This is a genomic window from Tenacibaculum salmonis (genome assembly GCF_041053065.1).
Taxonomy (GTDB): domain Bacteria; phylum Bacteroidota; class Bacteroidia; order Flavobacteriales; family Flavobacteriaceae; genus Polaribacter; species Polaribacter pacificus_A.
Window position 1 is genome coordinate 1,789,591 of the sequence record NZ_JBFCVV010000001.1, and the last position, 26,131, is coordinate 1,815,721.

Annotated in this window: 22 protein-coding genes; 10 read left to right on the forward strand and 12 right to left on the reverse strand. The window is 28.1% G+C overall.

The genetic code is table 11. The features are described from left to right. Nucleotides 1-65 precede the first annotated feature (65 nt). On the forward strand, nucleotides 66-3,845 hold the full coding sequence (locus AB0T67_RS07760) for a DUF7619 domain-containing protein (RefSeq protein WP_369219833.1): 3,780 nt from the start codon (nucleotides 66-68) through the stop codon (nucleotides 3,843-3,845). Between the two features lie 186 nt (nucleotides 3,846-4,031). Here AB0T67_RS07760 and AB0T67_RS07765 read toward each other — a convergent pair whose 3' ends face one another. The 4 genes from AB0T67_RS07765 to AB0T67_RS07780 all read right to left on the reverse strand — a co-directional run bounded on the left by AB0T67_RS07765 (nucleotide 4,032) and on the right by AB0T67_RS07780 (nucleotide 7,866). Next, nucleotides 4,032-4,529, reverse strand: a complete 498-nt coding sequence (locus tag AB0T67_RS07765) for a hypothetical protein (RefSeq protein ID WP_271231048.1) — start codon at nucleotides 4,527-4,529, stop codon at nucleotides 4,032-4,034. A 99-nt stretch (nucleotides 4,530-4,628) separates the two neighbouring features. Next, a complete protein-coding gene (locus AB0T67_RS07770) occupies nucleotides 4,629-6,275 on the reverse strand; it encodes a glycerol-3-phosphate dehydrogenase/oxidase (RefSeq protein WP_369219834.1) in 1,647 nt (548 codons plus the stop codon). A gap of 117 nt (nucleotides 6,276-6,392) precedes the next feature. Beyond that, nucleotides 6,393-6,836 carry a YHS domain-containing (seleno)protein gene (locus AB0T67_RS07775; RefSeq protein WP_271231047.1) on the reverse strand — a complete coding sequence of 148 codons (444 nt, stop codon included), beginning with the start codon at nucleotides 6,834-6,836 and terminating at the stop codon, nucleotides 6,393-6,395. 55 nt (nucleotides 6,837-6,891) lie between these two features. Continuing rightward, nucleotides 6,892-7,866, reverse strand: a complete 975-nt coding sequence (locus tag AB0T67_RS07780) for a LuxE/PaaK family acyltransferase (protein ID WP_369219835.1) — start codon at nucleotides 7,864-7,866, stop codon at nucleotides 6,892-6,894. A 243-nt stretch (nucleotides 7,867-8,109) separates the two neighbouring features. On the opposite strand from AB0T67_RS07780, the gene amaB reads away from it, so the two are divergent. The 3 genes from amaB (at nucleotide 8,110) to AB0T67_RS07795 (ending at nucleotide 11,378) form a co-directional block, all read left to right on the forward strand. Next, entirely contained in the window at nucleotides 8,110-9,651 is a 1,542-nt protein-coding gene (gene amaB, locus AB0T67_RS07785) for an L-piperidine-6-carboxylate dehydrogenase (protein ID WP_369219836.1), read from the forward strand. Between the two features lie 159 nt (nucleotides 9,652-9,810). Continuing rightward, on the forward strand, nucleotides 9,811-10,722 hold the full coding sequence (locus tag AB0T67_RS07790; RefSeq protein WP_369219837.1) for an OmpA family protein: 912 nt from the start codon (nucleotides 9,811-9,813) through the stop codon (nucleotides 10,720-10,722). 14 nt (nucleotides 10,723-10,736) lie between these two features. After that, nucleotides 10,737-11,378 carry a hypothetical protein gene (locus tag AB0T67_RS07795; RefSeq protein WP_369219838.1) on the forward strand — a complete coding sequence of 214 codons (642 nt, stop codon included), beginning with the start codon at nucleotides 10,737-10,739 and terminating at the stop codon, nucleotides 11,376-11,378. Nucleotides 11,379-11,587: 209 nt separating this feature from the next. Here AB0T67_RS07795 and AB0T67_RS07800 read toward each other — a convergent pair whose 3' ends face one another. The 4 genes from AB0T67_RS07800 to AB0T67_RS07815 form a co-directional block, all read right to left on the reverse strand. Then, a complete protein-coding gene (locus AB0T67_RS07800; protein ID WP_369219839.1) occupies nucleotides 11,588-12,727 on the reverse strand; it encodes an ATP-binding protein in 1,140 nt (379 codons plus the stop codon). Between the two features lie 103 nt (nucleotides 12,728-12,830). Further along, nucleotides 12,831-13,586, reverse strand: coding sequence for an SDR family NAD(P)-dependent oxidoreductase (locus tag AB0T67_RS07805; protein WP_369219840.1), 756 nt, complete (start codon nucleotides 13,584-13,586; stop codon nucleotides 12,831-12,833). A 138-nt stretch (nucleotides 13,587-13,724) separates the two neighbouring features. Further along, nucleotides 13,725-14,654 carry a hypothetical protein gene (locus AB0T67_RS07810; RefSeq protein ID WP_369219841.1) on the reverse strand — a complete coding sequence of 310 codons (930 nt, stop codon included), beginning with the start codon at nucleotides 14,652-14,654 and terminating at the stop codon, nucleotides 13,725-13,727. Between the two features lie 85 nt (nucleotides 14,655-14,739). Next, entirely contained in the window at nucleotides 14,740-15,195 is a 456-nt protein-coding gene (locus AB0T67_RS07815) for a hypothetical protein (protein ID WP_369219842.1), read from the reverse strand. A gap of 114 nt (nucleotides 15,196-15,309) precedes the next feature. Between AB0T67_RS07815 and AB0T67_RS07820 the strand changes: the two genes are divergently transcribed. Further along, on the forward strand, nucleotides 15,310-15,759 hold the full coding sequence (locus AB0T67_RS07820) for a 3-oxoacyl-ACP synthase (RefSeq protein ID WP_369219843.1): 450 nt from the start codon (nucleotides 15,310-15,312) through the stop codon (nucleotides 15,757-15,759). A 66-nt stretch (nucleotides 15,760-15,825) separates the two neighbouring features. Here AB0T67_RS07820 and AB0T67_RS07825 read toward each other — a convergent pair whose 3' ends face one another. Both AB0T67_RS07825 and AB0T67_RS07830 read right to left on the reverse strand, forming a co-directional pair. Next, nucleotides 15,826-16,758: an ABC transporter ATP-binding protein gene (locus AB0T67_RS07825; protein ID WP_369219844.1), complete on the reverse strand. Its 933-nt coding sequence runs from the start codon at nucleotides 16,756-16,758 to the stop codon at nucleotides 15,826-15,828. Between the two features lie 230 nt (nucleotides 16,759-16,988). Next, a complete protein-coding gene (locus AB0T67_RS07830; protein ID WP_369219845.1) occupies nucleotides 16,989-19,133 on the reverse strand; it encodes a prolyl oligopeptidase family serine peptidase in 2,145 nt (714 codons plus the stop codon). Nucleotides 19,134-19,297: 164 nt separating this feature from the next. Between AB0T67_RS07830 and trxA the strand changes: the two genes are divergently transcribed. The 3 genes from trxA to AB0T67_RS07845 all read left to right on the forward strand — a co-directional run bounded on the left by trxA (nucleotide 19,298) and on the right by AB0T67_RS07845 (nucleotide 23,439). After that, on the forward strand, nucleotides 19,298-19,657 hold the full coding sequence (trxA, locus tag AB0T67_RS07835; protein WP_369219846.1) for a thioredoxin: 360 nt from the start codon (nucleotides 19,298-19,300) through the stop codon (nucleotides 19,655-19,657). A 292-nt stretch (nucleotides 19,658-19,949) separates the two neighbouring features. Then, the gene (locus tag AB0T67_RS07840; protein WP_369219847.1) at nucleotides 19,950-20,921 is read left to right on the forward strand and encodes a ribonucleotide-diphosphate reductase subunit beta; all 972 of its coding nucleotides are present in this window, start codon (nucleotides 19,950-19,952) and stop codon (nucleotides 20,919-20,921) included. Between the two features lie 118 nt (nucleotides 20,922-21,039). Continuing rightward, on the forward strand, nucleotides 21,040-23,439 hold the full coding sequence (locus AB0T67_RS07845; protein ID WP_369219848.1) for a ribonucleoside-diphosphate reductase subunit alpha: 2,400 nt from the start codon (nucleotides 21,040-21,042) through the stop codon (nucleotides 23,437-23,439). A gap of 106 nt (nucleotides 23,440-23,545) precedes the next feature. Here the strand turns inward: AB0T67_RS07845 and AB0T67_RS07850 are convergent, their stop codons facing one another. Further along, complete coding sequence (locus AB0T67_RS07850) at nucleotides 23,546-24,118, reverse strand: DUF3109 family protein (protein WP_271231033.1); 573 nt, start codon at nucleotides 24,116-24,118, stop codon at nucleotides 23,546-23,548. 113 nt (nucleotides 24,119-24,231) lie between these two features. Here AB0T67_RS07850 and AB0T67_RS07855 point away from each other — a divergent pair, with 113 nt between their 5' ends. Beyond that, a complete protein-coding gene (locus AB0T67_RS07855; protein WP_271231032.1) occupies nucleotides 24,232-24,813 on the forward strand; it encodes a MarC family protein in 582 nt (193 codons plus the stop codon). After that, nucleotides 24,813-25,424, forward strand: coding sequence for an NAD(P)/FAD-dependent oxidoreductase (locus tag AB0T67_RS07860; protein ID WP_369219849.1), 612 nt, complete (start codon nucleotides 24,813-24,815; stop codon nucleotides 25,422-25,424). The genes AB0T67_RS07855 and AB0T67_RS07860 overlap by 1 nt, the downstream gene beginning before the upstream one ends. Before the next feature lie 15 nt (nucleotides 25,425-25,439). Here AB0T67_RS07860 and AB0T67_RS07865 read toward each other — a convergent pair whose 3' ends face one another. After that, the gene (locus tag AB0T67_RS07865; RefSeq protein WP_369219850.1) at nucleotides 25,440-26,126 is read right to left on the reverse strand and encodes a LytR/AlgR family response regulator transcription factor; all 687 of its coding nucleotides are present in this window, start codon (nucleotides 26,124-26,126) and stop codon (nucleotides 25,440-25,442) included. Nucleotides 26,127-26,131 lie beyond the last annotated feature (5 nt).

Here is a 26,131-nt window from a genome sequence, read left to right on the forward strand (position 1 = left end):
TAATTGAAATCATTTAAAAAATAACATTATTAGTAACAATGATATAAACCAAAAAATAAAAATAGATGAAAAAATTATTATTACTAACCTTATTAATAGCTTACTTTGCTATTGGAAATGCCCAAAAAATAGATTTCCCTGATCCTCTTTTTGAAAATGCGCTTTTAAATCATATTCCTAAAATAGATACAGATAACAATAGTGAAATAAGTATTCAAGAAGCTGAAAATGTAACGTATTTAAATTTAGATAACAAATGGATAAATAATTTGAGTGGTATTGAAAACTTCGTAAATTTAGTAACGTTACAAGCTAATAAGAATCAATTAACATCAATAGATATTACTAAGAATGTTGAACTAAGATCAATTAATTTAAATTGGAGTAAATTAACATCAATAGATGTTACGAAGAATATTAAGTTAAGTTCAATTAGTTTAGCTAGAAATTATAAAATTAGTAATATTGATTTAACTAATAATTTAGATTTAACATCAATTAATTTAGATTTCAATCAATTAACATCAATAGATTTTACGAAGAATATTAAATTAAGATCAATTAGTTTGAGTTTTAATCAATTAACATCAATAGATTTTACTAAGAATGTTAATTTACTAACAATTGAATTAAGTCGTAATAAAATTAGCAATATTGATTTAACTAATAATTTAGATTTAATATCTTTAAATGTTTCTGGTAATAATATAGAAGGTATTGATGTTTCTAAAAATATATTATTAACAGACTTAGATGTAGGTTATAATGATTTAGGACAGCTAGATGTTACTAAAAATGTATTATTACAAAAACTACAGGTACGTGGTAATATATTAACAGGAATTGATGTTTCTAAAAATGTTAATTTGGTATGGCTTTATGTTCCGTTCAATAATTTATTAGATTTAGATATCTCTAAAAATGTATTATTACAAGGGTTATCAGCAGAGAATAATAAATTAACAGATATAAATCTTTCTAATAATTCTAAATTAAAAAGCTTACGTATTTATCGTAATAATTTAAATACTTTAGATGTAAGTTCTTGTTCACTTACACTTTTATATTTTAGCTATAATCCTAATTTAAAAACTGTTTCTATGATAGGACAGCAAATAGAATATGGGACATCAGCTTCAAGTGGAAAAAAATTAGATCTAGTAGGTTGTCCTAACCTAGAATTTATTTGCGCAGACCAAGAATATTTAAACGATATTTTTTCTCTATTAGAAGAGGCTAATCAAACAAGTTGTATGCTTTCTAATAATTGTGATGTACCTCATAATCGTATTCAAGGTACTGTTACTTATGATGTGAATGGTGATGGATGTGATAGTGCTGATATTCCTTTTACAGGAGGATTAAAAGTTACTGCAATTTCGCAAACTACTGGAGAATCTGCTGTGGTATACCCAAATAAAGAAGGAGAATACAATTTATTTATAGCTGATGATACCTATTCTATAACTCCTGCATTACAGAATTTAAATTATTTTACATTTTCAACACCTGTTATTACAAATCCAATAAATATTCCTGAAGATTTAAATACACTAATAACAGATTATTGCGTAAAATCAATTGGTAATTTTAATGATTTAGAAGTAAGTATTGTGCCTTTAACTAGAGCAAGACCTGGTTTTAATGCAACCTATAAACTTATCTATAAAAACATAGGAACAACGACACAATCTGGTATAGTTACTTTAGATTATCAAGAAAATGTATTAAACTACGTTAGTTCAATACCTACTGTAAATAGCAATACAAACGGACAATTGACTTGGAGTTTTACTAATTTATTACCATTACAATCAGTAGAAATACCTGTAACTTTTATATTAAATACACCTTTAGATTCTCCAGCATTAAATAATGGAGATATTTTAAATTATACAGCAAGAGTAACAGGAGCAACAGATGAAACACCTGATAATAATGTAATGACTTTATCACAAATAGTTGTAAATTCTTACGATCCTAATGATAAAAGGTGTTTGGAAGGAAATATTTTAAACCCTAACGATGTAGGTAACTACTTGCATTATTTAATTCGTTTTGAAAATAAAGGAACAGCTGAGGCAGTAAACATCCGTGTTAAAGACGTTATCGATACTACTAAATTGGATATTGAATCTTTAATACCATTAGAATCTAGTCACTCTTATTCAACAACAATTACTAAAGGTAACGAGGTAGAATTTATTTTTAATGATATAAACCTTCCTTTTGATGATGCCAATAATGATGGATATGTATTATTTAAAATAAAGAGTAAAGCGACTTTAGTTGAAGGAGATAAAATTGTAAATGGTGCTGCTATTTATTTTGATTTTAACGCACCAGTAATTACAGCAGATGAAACTGTAAACGTTACAATTAATAGTGATGATATTACTTGGACAGGAACTACAAATAACGATTGGAATACAACATCTAACTGGAGTACAAATTCTTTACCAACAGCGAGTAGTCGTATTGTAATTCCTTCTGGATTAACAAACTATCCAACAGCTAATTCAGCAGTAACATTTACTCGTTTAACTATTGAATCTGGTGCTTCTTTTATACCAAAAAGTACCGTAACAGGATCTGTAACTTACAAAAGAAATATACCTAATACAAATTGGCATCTAGTTTCTTCTCCTCTTTCTGAGGAAACTTATGAAAATCTTATAGCGAATAATACTTTTGTAACAGGAAGTGGTTCTAATATTGGAATTGGAGAGTATTCAAATGATATTGGTTCGGCTTGGTCATATGCACAATCAAGTAAAACTGGTCTATTGCCTTCAGGAAATGGTTTATCTGTAAAATTAGCAACTGCTGGTACGTTATCTTTTACAGGAACAATAAATACCTCAGATGTTAATTCTAGCATAACTGCTGGTACTAGAAACAATTTAAATTTAGTTGGTAATCCATTTACTGCTTATATAAATTCGGCAGATTTTGCTACTGAAAATACAGAAGCACTTAGTGAACAAACAGTTTGGTTATGGAATGGAACAGCTTATGAAACACACAATGAAATAAACCCGATAGAAATTGCTCCAGGGCAATCTTTCTTTGTTAAAGCTGCTACTAATGGTAATGTCACTTTTGCTATCTCAAATCAAAGTCATCAAAATGACACTTTTATGAGACAAGCACCTAAGCCTTCTTTTGAACTATTTGTAGAAAATGAGGCTAGTAAAAAATCAACTAAAGTATTTTATATAGCTAATAAAACTACTGGTTTTGATAAAGGATATGATTCTAAAATATTTGAAGAAGGAAAAAAAGCTAACTTTGAAATATTTACAGAATTATTAGCAGATAATAAAGGTAATAAATTAGCGATACAATCGTTACCAAATACAGATTTAGAAGCAATGATTGTTCCTGTTGGAATAACAGCAAAATCAGTTAAAGAAGTTACTTTTTCTGTAAAAACTCAAAATCTTCCTGAAGATATTAAAATTTACTTAGAAGATAGAATTGCTAATACATTTACAAATATTTCTGAAAAAAATCATAAAGTTATTTTAGAAAATACAACTAAAGGTGCGGGACAATTTTATATTCATACTACTTCTAAAATTTTAGAAGAAGCGCCTATCCAACAAAAATTACAAAATGTAAGTATTTTTAAATCAGTAAATAATAGCATAACAATTACTGGTTTACAAACTGATAATGCATCGTTAAATATCTATTCTATTTTAGGTGCAAAAATTATTAGTACTTCATTTAAATCAACTGGTGTTAGTGTTATTCAATTACCTAAAACTTCAATAGGAGTTTATATTGTTGAATTAAAATCTGATTTAGGAACGATTAATAAAAAAATTATTTTAGAGTAATAAAAGAAACATCAAGAAAAATAAACTGAAAATATATTAAGTTAACAGGCTTTTAGATACGTCTTTAATTTTAAACTTATAAAAAATACAAGTAAAAAGTGCTATTGAAGTTACAGGTTGTAAATTTTAATACAAATATTTTTTCAATAAAAAATCCTCGATTTTATCGGGGATTTTTTTCATTACTTAAGACATATCTAAATAGCTAATTTTAGTAATAATATTAGTTTTTTGATTAAATTCAATATTGATAAAACTATCACAATCTTCACACGTAGTATATAAAATACTTTTATTACCATTTCTACCAGTACTAAAAACAATTGTACCTAATTCACTTATATTACTTCCTATATTAACAGTTGTATTCTTTACTGTTATATTATGTTCTTTTGTGTTTACTTCAAAAGACTCTATGTATGGTTTATTATTTGCTAAAGAAAAATCTACCTTTAAACCTTTAAAGGTAATATAAACATAGCCTTCATCTGATTTATAAGAATTAACAGTCCCAAGTAAGTTTTCAATCAATGATTTTTTTCCTTGTGTATTTTTTAAATCAGATAACGTAATATTATTTATTTTAAAAGCATCAAATTCTGTTGCTGTTACAATATTACTTGTTTGTCCTTTAGCTATAAAACTACTTATTAAAAATAAGTATATAATTAACTTTTGTTTCATGTTATTTTAAGTATTGATAGTATTTTTATCAAAAAAAAAATTAAGAAACTCAAAGATAGATTTGTTTTTTTTAAGTTACAATTAACCTTTAACTAATAATTAGTTAAAATTTACAGTCATTTTTATTTTAGATTTTAATTCTTGTCGATGTTTTTCGGTTTCTAAATCAGACCAATTAAAGTAGTTTGTAAACTCTTTTAAAACTTCATTTTTATAGTTATTAACACTAGGTTTATCAAAAAATAAACGACCAGTTCTACGCATAAAAAAATCAGTAGGTGTACAGGTCATTTCATATTGAATTGTAAACCAAATTTCTGCTTTTAATAATCGAAGCTCTATATTTTTTTCTTCAAGAGTATTAAACTTATCTAAAATGATATTTGTTTGTCTTCCGTAATTATGGACTAAATATTCAGCATCTTTTTTAGTAAAACTATCTTTTTTTAAAGTATCATAAACTTCTGTTACATATTTTTTTACAGATTTATAATCTTCAAAAGGTCCACCAGTTAATAAAATATCTTCTGTTTGTATAGGTTCAAATTCAATTTCAAAACGGCGCACCATTTTTTTAGCGATTAAATCAACAGTACGCTCTGCCATTTTACGATATCCAGTTAATTTACCACCAGCGATAGAAATTAATTTAGTATCAGAAACAAAAATTTCATCTTTACGAGATAGTTCTGAAGCTGATTTTCCTTCTTCATGAATTAACGGGCGCAAACCTGCCCACGATGATTGAATATCATCGATGGTTAAATGTACATTAGGAAACATATTATTTACAGCCGCTATTAAATAAATAGTATCTGTAATATCTATTTTTACGGTGTTTTTATCTTGTTGAAAATTGGTATCTGTAGTACCAAAGTAGGTTACTTTTCCACGAGGAATTGCAAACATCATACGTCCATCAGGAACATCAAAATAAACAGATTGTTTTATGGGGAATTTTTCGTGAGCAACTACTAAATGCACACCTTTTGTTAAATGAAGTCTTTTTCCAATTTTTGAGTTATTAAGTTGACGTAATTCATCAACCCAAGGTCCTGCTGCATTTACAACATATTTTGCCTTAATATTATAGCTTTCATTATTAAAAATATCGGTAACTTTTGCTCCTACTACTCTATTATTTTCATAAATAAAGGTATCTGCTTTTGTATAATTAAGTATTTGTGCATCATATTGACTTGCCGTTTTTAATACTTCAATAGTTAAACGAGCATCATCTGTACGATACTCAGCATAATAACCAGCTCCTTTTAAAATATGTTCAGGTAATAAAGGTTCTATTTCTAGCGCTTCTTTTTTATCAAGCATTTTACGTTTATCATCTCCTTCTACAGAAGCTAATACATCGTAAATTTTTAATCCGATAGAAGTTAACCAAGCTCCATAAGTACCACCATCAATTAATGGTAAAATCATTTTTTCAGGGATGACTAAATGTGGTGCTATTTTATGTACAATTGCACGTTCCGAACCTACTTCTTTTACTAACCAAAAATCGAATTGTTTTAAGTAACGTAAACCACCGTGTATTAATTTTGTTGATTTACTTGAAGTACCCGATGCAAAATCATTTTTTTCAATTAATGCAACTTTCATCCCTCTTGATGCTGCATCTAATGCAATACCTGCGCCAGTAATACCACCACCAATAATTAAAATATCGAATTCAGTTTCTTGTAATTCTTTTTGAATTTTTTTTCTGGTTAAAAAAGAAAAATTGATCATAGCTAGTTTTTGCTAGCTAAAATAAGGATAAAAATAAGGTTAAGTTAAAATATATCAAAAAAAAGAGCTGAATATATCAGCTCTTAATCGTTGCCCCCCAGCAACATTTTAAATCAATTAATGATTTAATTTTTGCCAATTAATATCGGCTTGTTTTTTTAACTTTTCAGTATTTTCTTGTTTCCAAAGGTTTAACGTATTACTTCCCCAAGAATTGTAAAATAAATAGAGTTTACCGTTTCTTATTTCAAAAGTTTCAGGGTTGATATCTATTTTTTTTCCTTTTTTACCCAGTGCATACGCACAATACCCTCCATATTGTGGTATATATTTGTTAGGGTTTTCTTTGAATTTATTTAAATTCTCTTTATTAGAAAATCTAAAATTAACATTGTTATGTTTAAAGGTTATTTTTTTACTTCCTTCAACTACTTTATTTGAAAAATAAGCAACTATATCGTAGCCTTTTGCAACAGTGCCTTTTTCAGTATTATAATCTAATTTTTGAGCTAATAATGTTGTAGAAATAGTTAAAAAAAATAATGTAATAATATGTTTCATCGTTTTATACTTTTTTAAATAGTCGATGAGATTTCCGTTAGATTACAAAAACAATTTATAATACCATTAAATTACAACCACGAATGTCTGAATTATCAAAGCGACCTATAATTTCAACACTATTATCTGCGTGTACTTTTCCTAAATCTTGAGTTGCTATAAACGAACAAGAATTATAGTTTGCTAAATCAATAATATTAACCCCTCCATTTTTTTCTTTAGATAAAATAGTTAAAGCATCTTCGGTATCTCTAATTAAAATACGCATCCAAGGTGGGCAATTAAAAACACCATTTTCTTTAGAATATGCTTGGCTTAATAATTCTGTCATACCATATTCTGAATGAATTTGTGAAACACCAAAACCAGTACTTAAAACTTGATGTAACTCAGCTCTAATTAGTTCTTTTCTACGTCCTTTCATACCACCAGTTTCCATAACAATAGTGTGTTTTAGATTAAACTGATGCTTTTCAATTAAATCTAACAATGCAAATGAAACGCCAATAAGCAGTACTTTTTGTCCTTTTTTGTCTAATTCGATGAGTTTTTTTGCTAATTCATCTAAATTATTTAGATAAAATCCACTATTAGAATGCTTTGATTTTTTAATTAAATCATCTACCATATATACTAATGATGAGCCTTTTCGTTCTAAATAATTAGGTAATAAAGCTAAAACAGCATATTCTTTTATATCTCCATAGAAATAATCAAATCCTTTTAAATAACTCGTTTCATACCATGATAAGTCAGTAACATGATGTTTACTAGTAATACTACCTGTAGTTCCAGAACTTGAAAATGTTTCTTGAATTATATCTGTTGATGAAAGAATCTGTTTTGTTTTAAAAAATTGAATAGGTAAAAAAGGGATTTCTTCAATTTTAGTAATATCTGAATAATGTATGTGTAGTAAGTCACAAAAAGACCGATACACTCTATTATTTTTAAATTGATGTTTAAATACTTGTAAAGCAACTTTGCTAAACTCTTTTTCCGATGATATTTTAAAAACGTGTTCTTTCATAAGGGTTTACAAAAATAGCATTATAAGAGTTTTATTCTTTAAGTTAAAGTGTCTTTTTTTATAAAAATTAATTATTTAATAAGTTAAATAGTTTCTTAAAGAATATTATATGTTTTCTTAAAATAAATGTAAAATAAGACATTTATAGATTGTTTAATTATGAACAAAATAACAATTTATGTTTGATTTACACATTTGTTAAATTATTTGTAATTTCGTGGTTCAATTTAAATTTAAAACAAAATGACAGATTTCGGAATCAAAGAAGCTTTGGCTCAATTAGGAGTAAAAGATATTAATGATGGAACTTCTACAGGTTCTGTAAATTTCTCTAATGGAGAAATTATTGAAAGTTATTCACCTGTTGATGGTAAATTAATAGGAAAAGTAAAAGCTACTACAAGAGAAGATTACGACAAAGTAATGGAAACGGCTACAAAAGCATACAAGTCTTTTAGAAATATGCCAGCTCCACAAAGAGGAGAAATTGTTCGTCAGTTTGGTAATAAATTAAGAGATTTAAAAGAGCCATTAGGTAAGTTAGTTTCTTACGAAATGGGGAAATCTTTACAAGAAGGTTACGGAGAGGTTCAAGAAATGATTGATATCTGTGATTTTGCTGTTGGATTATCACGTCAGTTAAACGGACAAACAATTCCATCTGAGCGTCCAGGACACGTAATGAGAGAGCAATGGCATCCAATTGGAGTTGTTGGTATTATTTCTGCATTTAATTTTCCAGTGGCTGTTTGGGCTTGGAATACTGCTTTAGCTTGGATTTGTGGTGATGTTTGTGTTTGGAAAGGTTCTGAAAAAGCACCTTTATGTTCTATTGCTTGTCAAAATATTATTGCTGATGTATTAAAAGAAAATAACTTACCTGAAGGAATTTCTTCTATCATCAATGGAGATTATAAAGTTGGTGAAATGATGACTACCGATACTCGTATTCCTTTAGTTTCTGCTACAGGGTCTACAAGAATGGGACGTATTGTTGGTGCAACTGTTGCACAACGTTTCGGAAAATCATTATTAGAATTAGGAGGAAATAACGCTATTATTATTACGCCAACAGCCGATTTAAAAGTAGTTGTTCCTGGTGCTGTATTTGGTGCTGTTGGAACTTGTGGACAACGTTGTACTTCTACTCGTAGATTAATTATTCATGAATCAGTATATGATAAAGTAAGAGATGCTATTGTTGGTGCTTATGGTCAATTAACAATTGGAAATCCTTTAGATGAAACAAATCATATTGGACCATTAATTGACAAAGATTCGGTAAATACTTATTTAGCTGCTATTGAAAAAGCAAAAGCTGAAGGTGGAAACGTATTAGTTGAAGGTGGTGTTTTAGAAGGTGAAGGTTACGAAAGCGGATGTTACGTAAAACCAGCAATTATTGAAGCTGAAAATCATTTTGAAATAGTTCAACATGAAACTTTTGCTCCTATTTTATATTTAATGAAATATTCTGGAGAAGTTGAAAATGCTATTGAAAAACAAAATGGTGTTGCTCAAGGATTATCATCAGCAATAATGACTAATGAATTGAAAGAGGCTGAAAAGTTTTTATCATACGCTGGTTCTGATTGTGGTATTGCAAATGTAAACATCGGAACTTCTGGTGCTGAAATTGGTGGTGCTTTTGGTGGTGAAAAAGAAACTGGTGGTGGACGTGAGTCTGGTTCTGATGCTTGGAAAGTATATATGAGACGTCAAACAAATACGATAAATTATTCTGATGAATTACCTTTAGCGCAAGGAATTAAATTTGATTTATAATAGCATAATATTTGTTGTAAATATAAAATCATAAAATTAAAAAGTCACATCGAAAGATGTGACTTTTTTTATGTATTTGTTTCATATAGATATATTTTATCATATATTTTATTCCTTCATTTTTTTTTAATAAATTAACAGTCAATAAATTAGATACGTATGAACAAGAAAATAATTTACTTACTAGGTATTTTTATAACAATTATTTTAGGATCATTTTTGTATTGGAAATTTTGTTGTTGTAAAAAAGAAATTAAAAAAAATGAAAAAATACCCAAAAAAGTTGAAGTAGTAGTTGATAAGCAACCTATACTATCTTTTGGTACATATAATGCTAATGGTACTATTGGAATACCCTTAAATGATGGAGTAAAGTTTAATAAATCAAGTATAAATTTTTCATCACCAATATCGGGTGAGTTAAATTCTAAAATTGGTAAGTTAAAAGATTTTTTAGCGAAAGAAAATGAAAAATCATTATCTATTACAGGTTATTATACTAGTGATGAGGTTAACAATTCTATTTTTCCTAACATAGGAATGGCTAGAGCTATTTCGTTTAAAAATTACGTAGCTGGTCAAGGAATACCTACAAAAATAATTGATATTGAAGGTAAATTAGATGATAATATGATTGTTGATGAAAACAATGTTATGAAAACACCTTTAAAATTAAGTGTTGGAAAATCAAAAGATTATTCTAAATTAATAAATTCAATTATTAAAGAAATAGAATCAAACCCATTATTATTAAACTTTAATAGTGGAAAAACAACATTAAATTTCTCACATAATCAGCGTAGAAAAATAGTAAACATATCTACTTATTTAGATAAGGTAGATAATTCATTTTGTTTAATTACTGGACATACAGATAATACAGGAAGTGCTAGTAGAAATTTAGTTATAGGTAAACAAAGAGCTGAATTTATTAAAGAATATTTTACAAGAAGTGGAATAATAAAAACAAGAATTAATACCGTTTCTAAAGGTGAAACAACTCCTATAGCAACTAATGCTAGTAAAGAAGGGAGAGCAAAAAATAGAAGATCAATTGTAACAATTAACTAAAACAAATTTAAATTATGAATTTATTAATAATACATATAGCATGTTGGTTAATTCCTTTATTAGTTGGAATTATATGTGCTTTATTGGGGTATTTATTGGGTAGACTTTTTAGAAAAGGTAACAATAATGAAGAAATTACTATTTTAAATAATAAAATAAGTAAGCTTGAAGTATCTTTAAAATCTTGTAGTGATGAAAAGTCAAAATTAAAAACAGCCTTAGATACTACTAAAAAAGATCTAAAACATTGTGAGAAGAATAAATCAGGTATAGCATTAAGTTTAAAAGAGGTAGAATCAAAAAACTTAAGTTTAGCAGCTTCTTTAACTACCTTAAAAACAACAACTGTAACGTTAATACCATTTAATGATGAATTAGCAAAAAGTGTTTTTGGTAAAAAAATTAAAGAAAATGATTTGAAAATTGTAGAAGGTATAGGACCTAAAATTGAAGGATTATTTCATGATTTTGATATTAAGACATGGAAACAATTATCTGAAGCTTCTATAGAAAAATGTCAAGAAGTATTAAATAGCGGTGGAGATCGTTACAGAATACATAAACCAACAACATGGCCAAGACAAGCTAAATTAGCTTATGAAGGGAAATGGGAAGCATTATTGAAGTGGCAAGATGAATTAGACGGGGGAAAGTAATTAAATAATTAGTTATATAAAAAAGGCTTTACTTTATTAGTAAAGCCTTTTTTTATATAAATTTAAATACTTAAATTTTTTTTATAAAGTTAATTTTATGAACTGTTTTTAGGTACGGATGTTTTTTATAAATAATCTTCGTTTATTTTTTATTCAAAATAGATAGAGTATTTCATCTTTGATTAAAGTAGTTTTTTTGTAAAAACTCATTAATTATATCTAACTTTTCGTATTACTCGCATTGCTTCTTTATATTTGATATAAGTAGTTTTATCTCTTAAGTTTTTAATGTAATTTTTTACTTTTTTTAATTGCTCAGGTGCATCTAAAAAACCATTTAAATAGCAAATTAAAGAAGAGGTTGGCAGTTTTAATATGTTTTTATGTTCGGTTATAGATAATGGTTGCTGTTGTTCAATTTTTGAAATGAGTATTTTATTATTATTATATATATGTTTAAGGATAGTATGGTTGTAAAGTGGAGGCTTAAATAAAAACTCGGTATTAATATCATACCTTCCATTATCTTTAAAATGTATGCTAGTTTTTTCTAGAGGATACTGTTTTTCACTTTTATCAATACCTAATACAATATATTCGGTAACAATAAATGATTGCTCATTATAGTTAATTTTAACAGCATCTAAGGCAGAAAAAAATAAACGTACTTGTTCATTTATCAACTCAATATCAACACGTGTATAAAACTCTTTATTGTTAATTACTTTTTTTTTCCCTGCCCAACAAAGCACAAATTGCTCGTTAAATACCTTGTATTTTGGATTGTATTTAGGCTTGTGATTATTGATAAAATCAAAAACACCATCAAGGGTTAGTTGTATGTTGTTACTCGAATTTTTTTCAATAGCGGCAACAATATTACTATTTAAATCATTTGATATAAAATTATTATCAACAGGTAAAGAGTTACTTCCTCTACGAAAAAAAACAGTTCCTTTATTGTATTTCCAAATAGTTTTAACAAGAGAACTAATTTTATCGTTAGGGTAAATAGTGATTAATCCTATAACTTTATAGCGTGGTAATCGAGGAAAAGGAACATTTTCGTATTCTATTTTTGGCGAATTATTTAAGTAAGCATTCACTAGGTTTTGAATTTTACTATCATCATAAAAATCTACTCCCATAATTTTATTATCTTCATCTTCAACCCCAATTACAATGTAAGAGTTGTTTCCCGGATTTGAATTTGATAAAGCACATACATGTTTTATAAATTTAGCTTTCCCTTCTTTTGAATGTAAAGATAGTTTTTGCTTTTTATCATAAAAACTGTTCTCATCGTTATGAGAAAGTAAGTTTTTAATTAAAAGGCGTTTGTTAATCAAGATACAATTTTTTTTGTTTAAAAGTACTTAAAAAGACCGCTTGTTTTTTGATAAAAAGAAGTCCTAATTTTCTGCTATTATTATAGCATTAAAAATACATAATTTATATATTTTTATTTAAAATAGTTGCGCTAGCTTGTGCCGTAGGATAGACAACTAAATCTTCAATGTTTACATGATAAGGTCGGCTAATAACAAAGTAAATAATATCGGCAATATCTTCGGCTTGTAAAGCTTTGTATCCTTCATATACAGTTTTAGCTTTATCAGTATTACCTTTAAAACGCACCTCTGAAAACTCAGTTTCTACAAGCCCTGGATGAATTGCTGAAACTCTAATATTATGTTTATTTAAATCAATACGCATTCCTTTATTTAAAGCGTTTACAGCAAATTTAGAAGCACAATAAACATTTCCATTTGGATATACTTCCTTCCCTGCAATAGAACCGATATTTAAAATAAAACCATTATTTCTATCTATCATTTGCGGAATAATTGCTTTTGAAACATACAATAATCCTTTTACATTTCCATCAATCATCGCATCCCAATCATCAATACTTCCGTCTTGAATACTACTTAATCCATGAGCATTTCCTGCATTATTAATCAGAATATCAATATGTTTAAAGTCATCAGGTAAACTATTAATAGCATTTTGTACTTCTTCTTTATAACGAACATCAAATTGTAGCGTATGTACTTTTGTTAATGTAGCAAGTTCTTGTTGAAGTTCTTTTAGTTTTTCAGTACGTCTTCCGCAAATAATAAGGTTGATATTATTTTTAGCAAATAGTTTTGCAGTAGCTTTACCGATACCAGAAGTAGCACCTGTAATTAAGGCGGTTTGTTGCATGTTTTTGTTTTTTATAAAGGTAAAATATTTTAAGTATATTGAAAAATTATAAAAACAAAAACCGCTCTATTGCTAGAGCGGTTTGTTTTAGTCGGCTACTACCCCAACCAAAATCAACTAACCAAACTTTCTTAAATATTATAGATCAACCATTTTACGTTTTATTTTAGTACGCTTTCTGTTATTATTTCTTACAGCTGATTTTATTGTGTTTTTATTTTTACTTTTTAAAAGTGTTAAAAATCCTTTACCATAAAAAGTATAGGTAGTTTCTGAACTTAAATGAAACAATGAAATTGTTTGTTCATTTATAACGCTTAGTTTAAATTTTTCTGTATCTCCACCGTCATAATTAAGTGTTAAAATTTTTGAGTCATTATTACCTGAAATATCAGCGATATCATAACCTCCAACAAAATCCCATTTAATGTAATCAATGTTAGTACCAAAAGAATCATGAGAAGAATAAAATGTTACATCATCTTCAGGAGTAAATTGTAAAAAGTGTTCATTATCAAAAGGATTTTCATATCCACCTTCTTCATCTATTCTTTCCCAAGCAACATATTCTTGTAAAAAATATTCAATATTATCATAAAATAATTTATCATAATCAAAATTATTTTTTTGATATCCTATTAAATAATAACTTACATTTTCATGTAAATCATCAATTCTAATTTCATTTTCAGCGACTTGAAATACTTCAAAATTATAGTTTCCATTATTATGCCTAGCTTGTAAAATAGTTCCGTTTGTTCCATAATTTCCGACTAAAATACCAAGCCCGTTTCCTGTTTTTCCAATATCAACAATATTATTGTTAGCATACATATTTCCATTTATAAATGAAACAGTAAAGGCTTTTGATAAAAAAGGCACATCACCAGAACCATCAGTTCTATGATAATCAACATACCATAAATCATAACTTGATATATATTCGCTTAATGAAAAAGGAGTATTGTCGATATCTTCAAAATCATTAATCATATTATCTTGAATCACACAAGAAGAAAATGTTATACTTGCGGTAATAAATAAGAAGAGTAGTTTTAATGATTTCATAAGCATTGGTTTTATGGATACTTTTAATAAATCAAATTATATGCCAAAATAAAATATATGATTAAAAATCTGACTTTTATAAAAATCAATTAATTTTTTTGCTGATGTTTTTAATTTTATAATTATACATTTTATCGCCAATTTTATAGGTAATAATAGCTTCATTATCTTTCAAATTAAAAGGGAATTTTTTATTGATTTTAGGAGCTGTATTTCCGTATTCTTTTTGAGAATCAGCATTTAAAACGAAATCTTTTTTATCTTGATTTATTGATGAATTATGATGTGCAATAATATATTTTTTATCCATTTTATGTTCAATAATAGGATTCATTATTTTATCTTGAAAATACACCTTTTTAAAATCAATAATTTCATCGGATGTAAATTCAATTATTAAATTACAATTACTGTTATAAACAGTGTTATTAACAATAGTATAAGATGCTTTTTTTATACTAAAAGGCAAATCATTATTTAATTTAACACTAGCACATTGTGTAAATATGCATACAAAAATTAATATTCCAAATAATTTCATAGTAGTACTTTTTAAGGTTTAATTTTATACATTACAACTAATATACCAAGTTATAAAAGATAAGGTTTATAATATCTTGAAAATTTTTAAACCTTATCAATACAAAATATTTATATGAAGATTAAAGAAAAACTGTATGAACAATGCGTTATTTATGTAGCAAATCGTTTAAAAACAGTCGAAGAAATTATGATATCTAATCAAAAAGGATTGGAATCTGAAACTAAAAGTTCGGCAGGTGATAAGCACGAAACAGGCAGAGCAATGCTACAATTAGAAATGGAAAAAGCAGGGCAACAACTTCATGGAATTGTAAAAATGAAAGGAATACTTTCTAAAATAAATATTGAAAATACCTCTGAAATTGCCCATTTAGGAAGCGTTATTAAAACAACGAAAGCTTCTTTTTTTTTAAGTATTAGTTCAGGAAAAATTATTGTTGATGATGAAACTTATTTTGCAGTTTCTGTTTCATCGCCAATAGGAAGTTTATTATTAGGTAAAAAAGCAGGTGATACTTTTGTTTTTAATAATATGGAACAAAAAGTAATGTCAGTTTTTTAATAACTAAATTTAAGATACACTTTATTAATATTGATAATTATACAGGTAAAAAAGTGTATCTTTTATTTAAATAATATCATTAAATTTTAATGATATTATTTCGTTTATTTCGATGTTTAAAGAATGCTTAAAAAAGATATTCTGACTATTATAATTCGCTTCAATTAACCAATATGAACCTTTAAAATAGGTTTTTAAAACAATAGCTTTCTCATAAGAATTTGTAACAATTGATATTTGATGCGGATATAATAAAACAACATTATTATCAATTTTAATTTCGTTTACATCATCAAATAAAGTGGCAATGTATTTTAACTTCGGATTTTCGTATATTTTTTTGGGCGTATCATTTGCAATTATTTGACTGTTTTTAATTACAATCATTTTATCAGCAAAAGATAAAGCGTCATTTCCTTCGTGAGTTGCTATAATACAAGCAATATTTTTTTCTTTCAGATAAGAAAATAAGTTTCTACGTAATGAGTTTTTTTTGAAATTATCTATCTGTCCGAAAGGTTCATCTAGCAATAATAATTCAGGTTCTTTTGCTAAAGCCCTTGCAATTGCAACTCGTTGTTGTTGTCCGCCACTTAAATTTTTAACTTTTACGTTTGCAAATTCTGTCATTTCTATGACGTTTAATAATTCGTCTGTTCTTCTTTGCGATTCCTCAGGATAAAAACGAGATAAGAATTTTTTAATATTTTCGCTAACAGAAATAAATGGCATTAAATCGAAATCTTGAGCAACATATTTAAAAAAATCGACACCTGGTACTAAATGATGTGAAGGTCCTAAAATTTGAAAATCGTTCCAAAATAAAGTTCCTTCGTTTAGGTTTAATAATCCGTAAATAGCTTTTAATAAAGTCGATTTTCCGCAACCACTTTCACCCAAAAGACATAAATGTTCTCCTTTTTTAAGAGAGAAATTAATGTTTTTTAAGATTATCTTTTCTTTAGAATATCCGAATGTAATATTGTTAACTTGTAGCATAGGTGCAAAAATAAAGTTTCTAATTTTAATAAAGTTATCGAAATTATTTTTAAAAGTTAAATACTTCTTGCGTTAGCGATTGAAGCAATTGTTTGAGCTCTTTTTTATTTTTCTTTTGAAAAAATAAAAAAAGCGAGTGCGGAAAGCGCGACCCTTGTGGTAACGCCCAAATTATAAGCACAAAAAAACCGATACTTTCGCATCGGTTTTTTATGATTTTTATTGATGTTTTACTTTTTATCTTGATTAGGTAATTCTTTAAAACCCATGTTATATAATGTAAATCCGAAGATATCGGCATATTGTTCGATGGTTTTAGCTACGGGAGTTCCCGCACCATGACCAGCATTTGTTTCAATACGAATTAATACAGGATTTTCGCCTTGTTGCTTGTCTTGTAATTCGGCAGCAAACTTAAAACTGTGGGCAGGAACTACACGGTCATCATGATCACCAGTGGTAACAAGTGTAGCAGGATACTCCACTTTATTTACATTATGCACAGGAGAATATCCGTTTAAATAATCGAACATTTCTTTGTTATCGGCAGATGTTCCGTAATCATAAGCCCAACCTGCACCCGCAGTAAACGTGTGATAACGTAACATATCTAAAACTCCAACGGCAGGCAAAGCGACTTTCATTAAATCGGGACGCTGTGTCATTGTTGCGCCAACTAATAATCCACCGTTTGAACCTCCACGGATTGCCAAATAATCAGAAGAAGTATATTTTTGATTGATTAAATATTCGGCAGCAGCAATAAAATCATCAAATACATTTTGTTTTTTTAATTGTGTTCCTGCATCGTGCCATTTTTTACCATATTCACCTCCACCACGTAAATTAGGAACGGCATATACTCCGCCTTGTTCCATCCAAACGGCGTTTGCAATGCTAAAAGCAGGTGTTAAACTGACATTAAACCCGCCATAACCGTATAAAATAGTTGGATTTTTACCGTTTAATTCTAAACCTTTTTTATAGGTAATTATCATCGGAACTTTTGTTCCATCTTTTGATGTATAAAATACTTGTTTACTTTCGTAAGCATCAGCATTGAAAGAAATTTCAGGTTTCCAAGATAAAATATACGTTCCATCTTCAGGATTAAATTTATAAGATGAACTTGGTGTATTGTAGTTTGTAAATGAAAAATAGATTTCTTTAGCTTTCGTTTTTCCGTCAAAACCACCAGCAGAACCAACACCTGGAAGTTTTACTTCACGGATTAATTTTCCATCAAAATCGTATTGTAAAACTTTAGAAACAGCATCAACCATATATTCTGTGAAAAAATATCCAGCTCCTGTTGATGGTGATAATACGTTTTTAGTTTCTGTAATAAAATCTTTCCAGTTTTCTGGCGTTGGATTTTTAGCATCAACAGTTATTATTTTTTTATTTGGTGCATTTAAGTTGGTAACTAAATATAATTTATCGCCACGACTGTCAATTACATACGTATCGTTATCGTAATTATCTGTAATTGTAACTAACTTACTATTAGGAGTCGTTAAATCTTTTAAAAATAATTTATTTCCTGATGTTGAAGTAGCCGCAGAAATAATTAAATATTTGTTATCTTCAGTTAAATAACCGCCAACATATCTGTTTTTTTCTTCGGATGTTGCACCAAAAATAATTTTGTCGATTTTTTGTGGCGTATTTAAAGCGTGATAATATAATTTATGCTGATCTGTTTTTGCAGATAATTCACTTCCTTTGGGTTTATCGTAACTAGAATAATAAAAACCTTCGTTTCCTTTCCAAGCGATTCCAGAGAATTTTACATCAATTAAAGTATCACCAATAATTTCTTTAGTTTTGGTGTTTAAAACAATAATTTTTCGCCAATCGCTTCCTCCTTCAGAAATTGAATATGCAACAATACTTCCATCTTTAGTAAAACTTACCGAACCTAATGAAGTTGTTCCATCTTCAGAAAAAGTATTTGGATTTAAGAAAACCTCTTCATTTCCTTGAGCATCTTTTCTGTATAAAACTGATTGATTTTGTAATCCATTATTTTTGTAGAAGTAGGTATAATCACCTTCTTTAAAAGGCGTTCCTAATTTTTCGTAATTCCATAATTCTGATAATCTATCTTTTAATTGCTCACGATACGGAATTTTACTTAAATAATTAAAAGTAACTTCATTTTCTGCTTTTACCCAATTTTCAGTTTCTGAACTTTTATCATCTTCTAACCAACGATAATTATCAGTTATTTTTGTTCCGAAATAATTATCTACAACAGGTTTTTTATTTGTTTTTGGATAGTTCACAATCGTATTTTTTTTAAGTTGATTTTCTTTTTTACAAGAGACTAAAATAGTGCTAGCACAAAGAAGTGAAAAAAATATTTTTTTCATGATATAAAAGTTAGTTAATTGTTTCAAAGTTAGCCGAAAAAAATAGGTAAAACACTTTTTTAATATGACTTTAACACTAAAGTATAGCTCTTGTAACTTTTCAAAAATAAAAACGACTATCTTTATACTTGAAAATTTTTACGTAGTAATATAATATAAACAGGATGACAGAAAATTTAACGAAAGAAACTTTTTTAAAAAAAGTGTTTAATTTTGAAGAAAATAAAGAGTGGAAGTTTGAGGGAGATAAACCTGTATTAATTGATTTTTATGCAGATTGGTGTGGTCCTTGTAAAGCATTAGCGCCAATTTTAGAAGAATTAAGTAAGGAATATGAAGGTAAAATAGATATCTATAAAATAGATACAGAGGCAGAACAAGAATTAGCTGCAGCTTTTGATATCCGAAGCATTCCTTCAATGTTATTTTGCCCTATGGGAGAAGCGCCTCAAAGGGCGAATGGTGCATTACCTAAAAAACAGTTAGAAGAAATTATAAAAGATGTTTTAAAAGTAGAGAAATAAGCTTTAAAATGAGTTTAAAAAGTGATGTTTTTACATCGCTTTTTTTTTGAATAAAACCAAAATATGGAACTCTGTGATAATCACTACTCAAGCTTATTTTTTTGTTTTTAAGTGCTTGTTTTTAAGTGTTTTAAAATTTTATAGAAATAAATTTGTTTTATAATTTTTTTCAGTTTGTTGAAAACTTCAAGGGATTTGTGAATAAGTAAAGCTTTCGAATTTTAGTAAATTTATGGATATTTGTTGCCCCCCAATAACGCAAAATAACAAACATAATTTAGCACACAAAATAATGGCTGCAATCGAACCGATTTTACAAGAAAATAAAGATAGATTTGTAATTTTTCCAATTCAACATGATGATTTATGGGACTGGTATAAAAAACAACAAGCATGTATTTGGACTGCTGAAGAAATAGATTTATCTGTTGATGTTATCGATTGGGAAACTAAATTAACAGAAGATGAGCGTTACTTTATTAAACATGTTTTAGCTTTTTTTGCAGCTTCTGATGGAATTGTAAATGAAAATTTAGCCGAAAATTTTGTAAATGAAGTACAATATTCAGAAGCAAAATTTTTCTATGGTTTTCAAATAATGATGGAAAACATTCATTCAGAAACATACTCTTTATTAATAGATACTTATGTGAAGAATGATGCAGAAAAAGATCAATTATTTAAAGCAATTGAAATTTTTCCTGCTATAAAAAAGAAAGCAGATTGGGCTTTAAAATGGATTGAATCAGATTCGTTTGCAGAACGTTTAATTGCTTTTGCAGCTGTTGAAGGTATTTTCTTCTCAGGATCATTTTGTTCAATTTTCTGGTTAAAGAAAAGAGGTTTATTACCTGGATTGGCTTTTTCGAATGAATTAATTTCAAGAGATGAAGGAATGCATTGTGATTTTGCTGTGCATTTACACAATCATCATATTGTAAATAAAGTGCCTAAATCACGTATTCGTGAAATTATTTTAGATGCACTTACTATTGAAAGAGAATTTATCACAGAATCGTTACCTGTAAGTTTAATTGGTATGAATGCTAAATTAATGACACAGTATTTAGAGTACGTAACTGACAGATTATTATTAGAGTTTGGTTGTGACAAAGAATATAACTCTACAAATCCATTTGATTTTATGGAAATGATTTCTTTAGAAGGGAAAACAAATTTCTTTGAAAAAAGAGTTTCAGAATATCAAAAAGCAGGTGTTTCTGGTGGAGGTACAGGTGATATCAGCTTTGATGCTGAGTTTTAAATAAAAAAATTATAATTATAATAATTTTTTTAAATTCTCAATTTTTTTAAAAATAGATAATTCACTTTAAATTTTATTTTTTAGTGATATTATCAATAAAATTAAACCGAATAATAATATGTATGTAACAAAGAGAAATGGTCGTAAAGAGCCAGTGATGTTTGATAAAATTACCGAAAGGGTTCGAAGAGAGTGTTATAGGTTAAATAAAATTGTAGATCCTGTAAAAGTAGCAATGCGTGTAATTGAAGGATTATATGATGGCGTATCTTCTTCGGAATTAGATAATTTAGCGGCAGAAGTTGCTGCTACAATGACTACTGCTCATCCTGATTATGCAAAATTAGCGGCAAGAATAGCAGTATCTAACTTACATAAAAGTACCAAAAAATCGTTTTCTGAAACGATGACTGATTTATATCAATATGTAAATCCTCGTACAGATAAAAAAGCACCTTTATTAGCTGATGATGTATATGATATCATTCAAAAAAATGCTGATAAATTAGACTCTACAATTATTTATAGTCGTGATTTTAATTATGATTACTTTGGTTTTAAAACCTTAGAACGTTCTTATTTATTAAAATTAAATGGAACTATTGCAGAGCGTCCGCAACATATGTTAATGCGTGTATCAATAGGTATTCATAAAGATGATATTGATGAAGCAATAGCAACTTATGAGTTAATGAGTAAAAAATATTTTACCCATGCAACGCCTACATTATTTAATGCAGGAACGCCTAAACCACAAATGTCTTCTTGTTTTTTATTACAAATGCAAGATGATAGTATCGAAGGAATTTATGATACTTTAAAGCAAACTGCAAAAATTTCGCAATCGGCTGGTGGTATTGGTTTGTCTTTACATAATATCCGTGCTACAGGAAGTTATATTGCTGGAACTAACGGAACATCAAACGGTATTGTACCGATGTTAAAAGTGTTTAACGATACGGCACGTTACGTAGATCAAGGAGGAGGAAAACGTAAAGGTTCTTTCGCTATGTATTTAGAGCCTTGGCATGCTGATATTTTTGATTTTTTAGATTTAAAGAAAAATCATGGTAAAGAAGAAATGAGAGCACGTGATTTATTTTACGCTATGTGGATTTCTGATTTATTTATGGAACGTGTACAGCAAGATGCTGATTGGACATTAATGTGTCCGCAAGAATGCCCAAATTTATTTGATACTTATGGTGAAGAATTCAACCGTTTGTATACAGGGTATGAAGCTGCTGGAAAAGGTAGAAAAACCATAAAAGCACGTGAATTATGGGAGAAAATTTTAGAGTCGCAAATTGAAACAGGTACGCCGTACATGTTATACAAAGATGCTGCAAACCGTAAATCGAATCAAAAGAATTTAGGAACAATTCGTTCTTCAAACTTATGTACCGAAATTATGGAATATACTGCCGAAGATGAGGTAGCAGTATGTAATTTAGCATCTATAGCAATGCCAATGTTTATTGCTAAAGATAAAAATGGAAAGAAGTTTTTCGACCATGATGAATTATATAAAGTAACTAAAAAAGTAATTAGAAACTTAGATACGGTTATTGATAGAAATTATTATCCTGTTATTGAAGCAGAAAATTCTAATGTGCGTCATCGTCCAGTAGGTTTAGGAATTCAAGGACTTGCTGATGCTTTTATTATGTTACGTATGCCTTTTACTTCGGATGAAGCTAAAAAGTTAAATAAAGAAATCTTTGAAACCTTGTATTTTGCTTCTGTAACTTCATCAATGGAAATTGCAAAAGCAAAAGAGCCATATTCTACTTTTAAAGGTTCGCCAATGTCTAAAGGAGAATTTCAACAAGATATGTGGGGCGTAACTGAAGCTGATTTAAGCGGTCGTTGGGATTGGGAATCTTTACGTAAAGAAGTTGTAGAACATGGTGTTCGTAACTCTTTATTAGTAGCGCCAATGCCTACTGCATCTACTTCTCAAATTTTAGGGAACAACGAAGCTTTTGAACCATATACTTCTAATATTTATACTCGTAGAGTTTTATCTGGTGAATTTATTGTTGTTAACAAACATTTATTAGAAGACTTAGTAGAATTGAATTTATGGGACAATGCAATGAAGGAAGATATTATGCGTGCAAACGGATCTATCCAACATATTGCGACTATTCCACAAGATTTAAAAGATTTATATAGAACAGTTTGGGAAATGAGTATGAAAGATATTATAGATATGGCTCGTGATAGAGGATATTTTATCGATCAATCTCAATCGTTAAACTTATTTATGAAAGATCCTGATTATGCAAAATTAACTTCGATGCATTTTTATGCGCACAAAGTTGGTTTAAAAACAGGAATGTATTATTTACGTACTAAATCGGCAGTAAATGCCAAGCAGTTTACGTTAAATATTGAAAAGAAAGCAGACGTTGTTGAAGAAGATAAACCAATGAGCGCCGAAGAATATAAAGCAATGATTGATGCCTCTAAAAATGGAGCTCCTGATGATGATTGTTTAATGTGTGGTTCTTAAATCAAGAAAAATTATAATATTAAAGAGAAGTCGAAAGGCTTTTCTTTAATATTTATTATAAAACAAAAACGACGCTTAATAGCGTCGTTTTTTTATTGAGAAATAATTATTCTTTTTTTCTTTTTTCGGCTATTTCTTCTAGTTCATCGTACCAGTTTTGTCCGAATTTTCTAACCAAAGCTTGTTTTACAAATTTGTAAACAGGTACTTGTAGCTCTTTACCTAATGAACAAGCGTCATCACAAATATCCCATTTATCATAATTTACTGCCGAAAATTCACTGTATTCTTTTACTCGAACAGGGTATAAATGGCAAGAAACAGGTTTTTTCCAATCAACAACTCCTTGATTATATGCTTCTTCAATGGCACATAAAGCGGTGTTTTTATCATCAAAAATAACATACGCACAATCAGCACCGTTGATTAAAGGAGTTTCTAACTCACCAAAATCACCAGTAACCCATGTACCTTGTTTTTCAATAGCATCAATACCTTCTTTTCGAAGAAATGGTTTAATTTTAGGATAGATATCTTCTAAAATTTTAGTTTCTTCTTTTTCTAATGGCGCACCAGCATCTCCATCAATACAACAAGCGCCTTTACAGGCAGCTATATTACAAACAAAATCTTTATCAAAAAGATCTTCTGACACAAGTGTTTTTCCTAATTGGAACATAAATACTAAAGTTAAAAACATTACGTTTACAAAAACTTAATGTATATTTAGGCTGCAAAAATAGGTTTTTGTTATTTAACATATATAAATTTGTCACTTAAAAAATAATATAAATGAACTTTGATTTAAAACAAATAATAACGGCATTTATGGTATTGTTTGCTGTTATTGATATTATTGGTAACATTCCAATCATTATTAATTTGCGTAAAAAAGCAGGACATATTCAGTCTGAAAAAGCATCAATAATAGCTGGTGTTATTATGGTTGTATTTTTATTTTTAGGTGAAAATTTATTGAAGTTTTTAGGTGTTGCAGTAGAAGAGTTTGCTGTTGCTGGTTCTTTTATTTTATTTTTTATCGCTTTAGAAATGATTTTAGGAATTACACTTTATAAAGATGATGAAGATGAGGCATTAAATGCATCAGTATTTCCGATTGCTTTTCCATTAATTGCTGGTCCAGGAAGTTTAACAACTTTATTATCTATCAAAACAGAATATGATTTTGAAAATATATTAATAGCTATCTTTTTAAACGTAATATTGATATATATCGTTTTAAAAACTTCAGTAAAAATTGAGAAATTTATTGGTGCCAATGGTATTAAAATTATTCAAAAAATATTTGGAGTTATTTTATTAGCAATAGCGGTTAAATTGTTTGCTGCCAATATTAAAATATTATTTTCTTAATGATTTTTGACGTATTAATTATAGGAGGAGGAGTTTCGGGGATGCAATGTGCTTTGGTTTTAGGATCGGCACATGAAAAAGAGTATGCCAAAGATAAAAAAGTAGGTATTTTAATGCATCAAAGAGCATCTCATTTACAAGATGCTTTATTTAATAATGTTTTAGGCTTACCTGAAGCAACCTTAGGAAGTGATATTTTAAAAGAAGGAAAAGTACACTTAAAAAAGCAATATCCATCAGTATCTCAAATTGAAAATGAAAAAGTAATTGCTGTTTTAGATGATGAAAACGGTTATAAAATTATAACAAATAAAGGTGAACATTACAGTAAATTGGTTGTAGTTGCTTTAAATTATTCAAAACCATTTGAAATAGCAGGTTTAGAACAATATATAGAGCCACATATGCGAGCAAATGTGATGAAAGATAGAATACAACTTCGTAACTTTAATCACTTAATAAAAGAAGGCTTATATGTTTGCGGAACTTTAGCTGGTTGGCGTAGTCAGTTTGCAATAGCAGCAGGTAGTGGAGCTAGTGTAGCGACTGATATATTAACAATATGGAACAATCATACTCCAACAAAAATACACGATAAAATTACCGTTTAATTTTATCGATAAATACTATTGGTTCGTTTTTAAATGCGCCAATAGTGTTTTTTTATAGGTTCTTCCAATCGGTAAATTTTTAGAGTCGATAAAAAGGTTGGTTCCTGTGAATTTTACCATTTTTTTGATATTTATAATATACGATTTATGAATCTGTATAAATTGAGTATCATTTAAAGTGTCTTTCCAGTTTTTTAAAGAATCAATTATGGTTAATTTTTTATCCGTAGTAAAAAAAGTTACATAATTTCTGTCCGATTCTAAATACAAAATATCATCAATATAAATTTTATGAATTGTTTTATCTACATTTAAAAACAGTGCTTCTTTCTTTTTTTCTTCGGATGAATTTAACTGTTTTTCAACTTTAGAAACTGCTTTTAAAAATCTATCAAAAGAAAAAGGTTTTACTAAATAATCTACAATAGTATCTAGTTCAAAACTTGAAACAGCATAATCAGGATAAGCAGTTGTAATAATTATTTTTGGCGGATTTTTAATTGTTTTTATAAAATCTAATCCAGAAATATCGGGTAAATTAATATCTAAAAAAACAGTATCAACAGTATTATTTTTAAAAAATTCATTAGCCTTCATAGCAGTTTGAAAAGTAGCAATTACTTCTAAATCTGGAATTTTACGAATGTAATTTTTTATGATATTTTGTGCAGGAAGTTCATCTTCAATAATAATACAATCCATGTTTT

Bases quoted from the DNA above. Each gene is read 5' to 3' on its own strand.
- AB0T67_RS07855 (WP_271231032.1), top strand. From the start codon at position 24,232: ATGAACTTTGATTTAAAACAAATAATAACGGCATTTATGGTATTGTTT.
- AB0T67_RS07805 (WP_369219840.1), bottom strand. From the start codon at position 13,586: ATGCAACAAACCGCCTTAATTACAGGTGCTACTTCTGGTATCGGTAAA.
- AB0T67_RS07850 (WP_271231033.1), bottom strand. From the start codon at position 24,118: ATGTTCCAATTAGGAAAAACACTTGTGTCAGAAGATCTTTTTGATAAA.
- AB0T67_RS07790 (WP_369219837.1), top strand. From the start codon at position 9,811: ATGAACAAGAAAATAATTTACTTACTAGGTATTTTTATAACAATTATT.
- AB0T67_RS07765 (WP_271231048.1), bottom strand. From the start codon at position 4,529: ATGAAACAAAAGTTAATTATATACTTATTTTTAATAAGTAGTTTTATA.
- AB0T67_RS07860 (WP_369219849.1), top strand. From the start codon at position 24,813: ATGATTTTTGACGTATTAATTATAGGAGGAGGAGTTTCGGGGATGCAA.
- AB0T67_RS07820 (WP_369219843.1), top strand. From the start codon at position 15,310: ATGAAGATTAAAGAAAAACTGTATGAACAATGCGTTATTTATGTAGCA.
- trxA (WP_369219846.1), top strand. From the start codon at position 19,298: ATGACAGAAAATTTAACGAAAGAAACTTTTTTAAAAAAAGTGTTTAAT.
- AB0T67_RS07795 (WP_369219838.1), top strand. From the start codon at position 10,737: ATGAATTTATTAATAATACATATAGCATGTTGGTTAATTCCTTTATTA.
- AB0T67_RS07770 (WP_369219834.1), bottom strand. From the start codon at position 6,275: ATGATCAATTTTTCTTTTTTAACCAGAAAAAAAATTCAAAAAGAATTA.
- AB0T67_RS07840 (WP_369219847.1), top strand. From the start codon at position 19,950: ATGGCTGCAATCGAACCGATTTTACAAGAAAATAAAGATAGATTTGTA.
- AB0T67_RS07825 (WP_369219844.1), bottom strand. From the start codon at position 16,758: ATGCTACAAGTTAACAATATTACATTCGGATATTCTAAAGAAAAGATA.
- AB0T67_RS07830 (WP_369219845.1), bottom strand. From the start codon at position 19,133: ATGAAAAAAATATTTTTTTCACTTCTTTGTGCTAGCACTATTTTAGTC.
- AB0T67_RS07845 (WP_369219848.1), top strand. From the start codon at position 21,040: ATGTATGTAACAAAGAGAAATGGTCGTAAAGAGCCAGTGATGTTTGAT.
- AB0T67_RS07780 (WP_369219835.1), bottom strand. From the start codon at position 7,866: ATGAAAGAACACGTTTTTAAAATATCATCGGAAAAAGAGTTTAGCAAA.
- amaB (WP_369219836.1), top strand. From the start codon at position 8,110: ATGACAGATTTCGGAATCAAAGAAGCTTTGGCTCAATTAGGAGTAAAA.
- AB0T67_RS07810 (WP_369219841.1), bottom strand. From the start codon at position 14,654: ATGAAATCATTAAAACTACTCTTCTTATTTATTACCGCAAGTATAACA.
- AB0T67_RS07815 (WP_369219842.1), bottom strand. From the start codon at position 15,195: ATGAAATTATTTGGAATATTAATTTTTGTATGCATATTTACACAATGT.
- AB0T67_RS07865 (WP_369219850.1), bottom strand. From the start codon at position 26,126: ATGGATTGTATTATTATTGAAGATGAACTTCCTGCACAAAATATCATA.
- AB0T67_RS07775 (WP_271231047.1), bottom strand. From the start codon at position 6,836: ATGAAACATATTATTACATTATTTTTTTTAACTATTTCTACAACATTA.
- AB0T67_RS07760 (WP_369219833.1), top strand. From the start codon at position 66: ATGAAAAAATTATTATTACTAACCTTATTAATAGCTTACTTTGCTATT.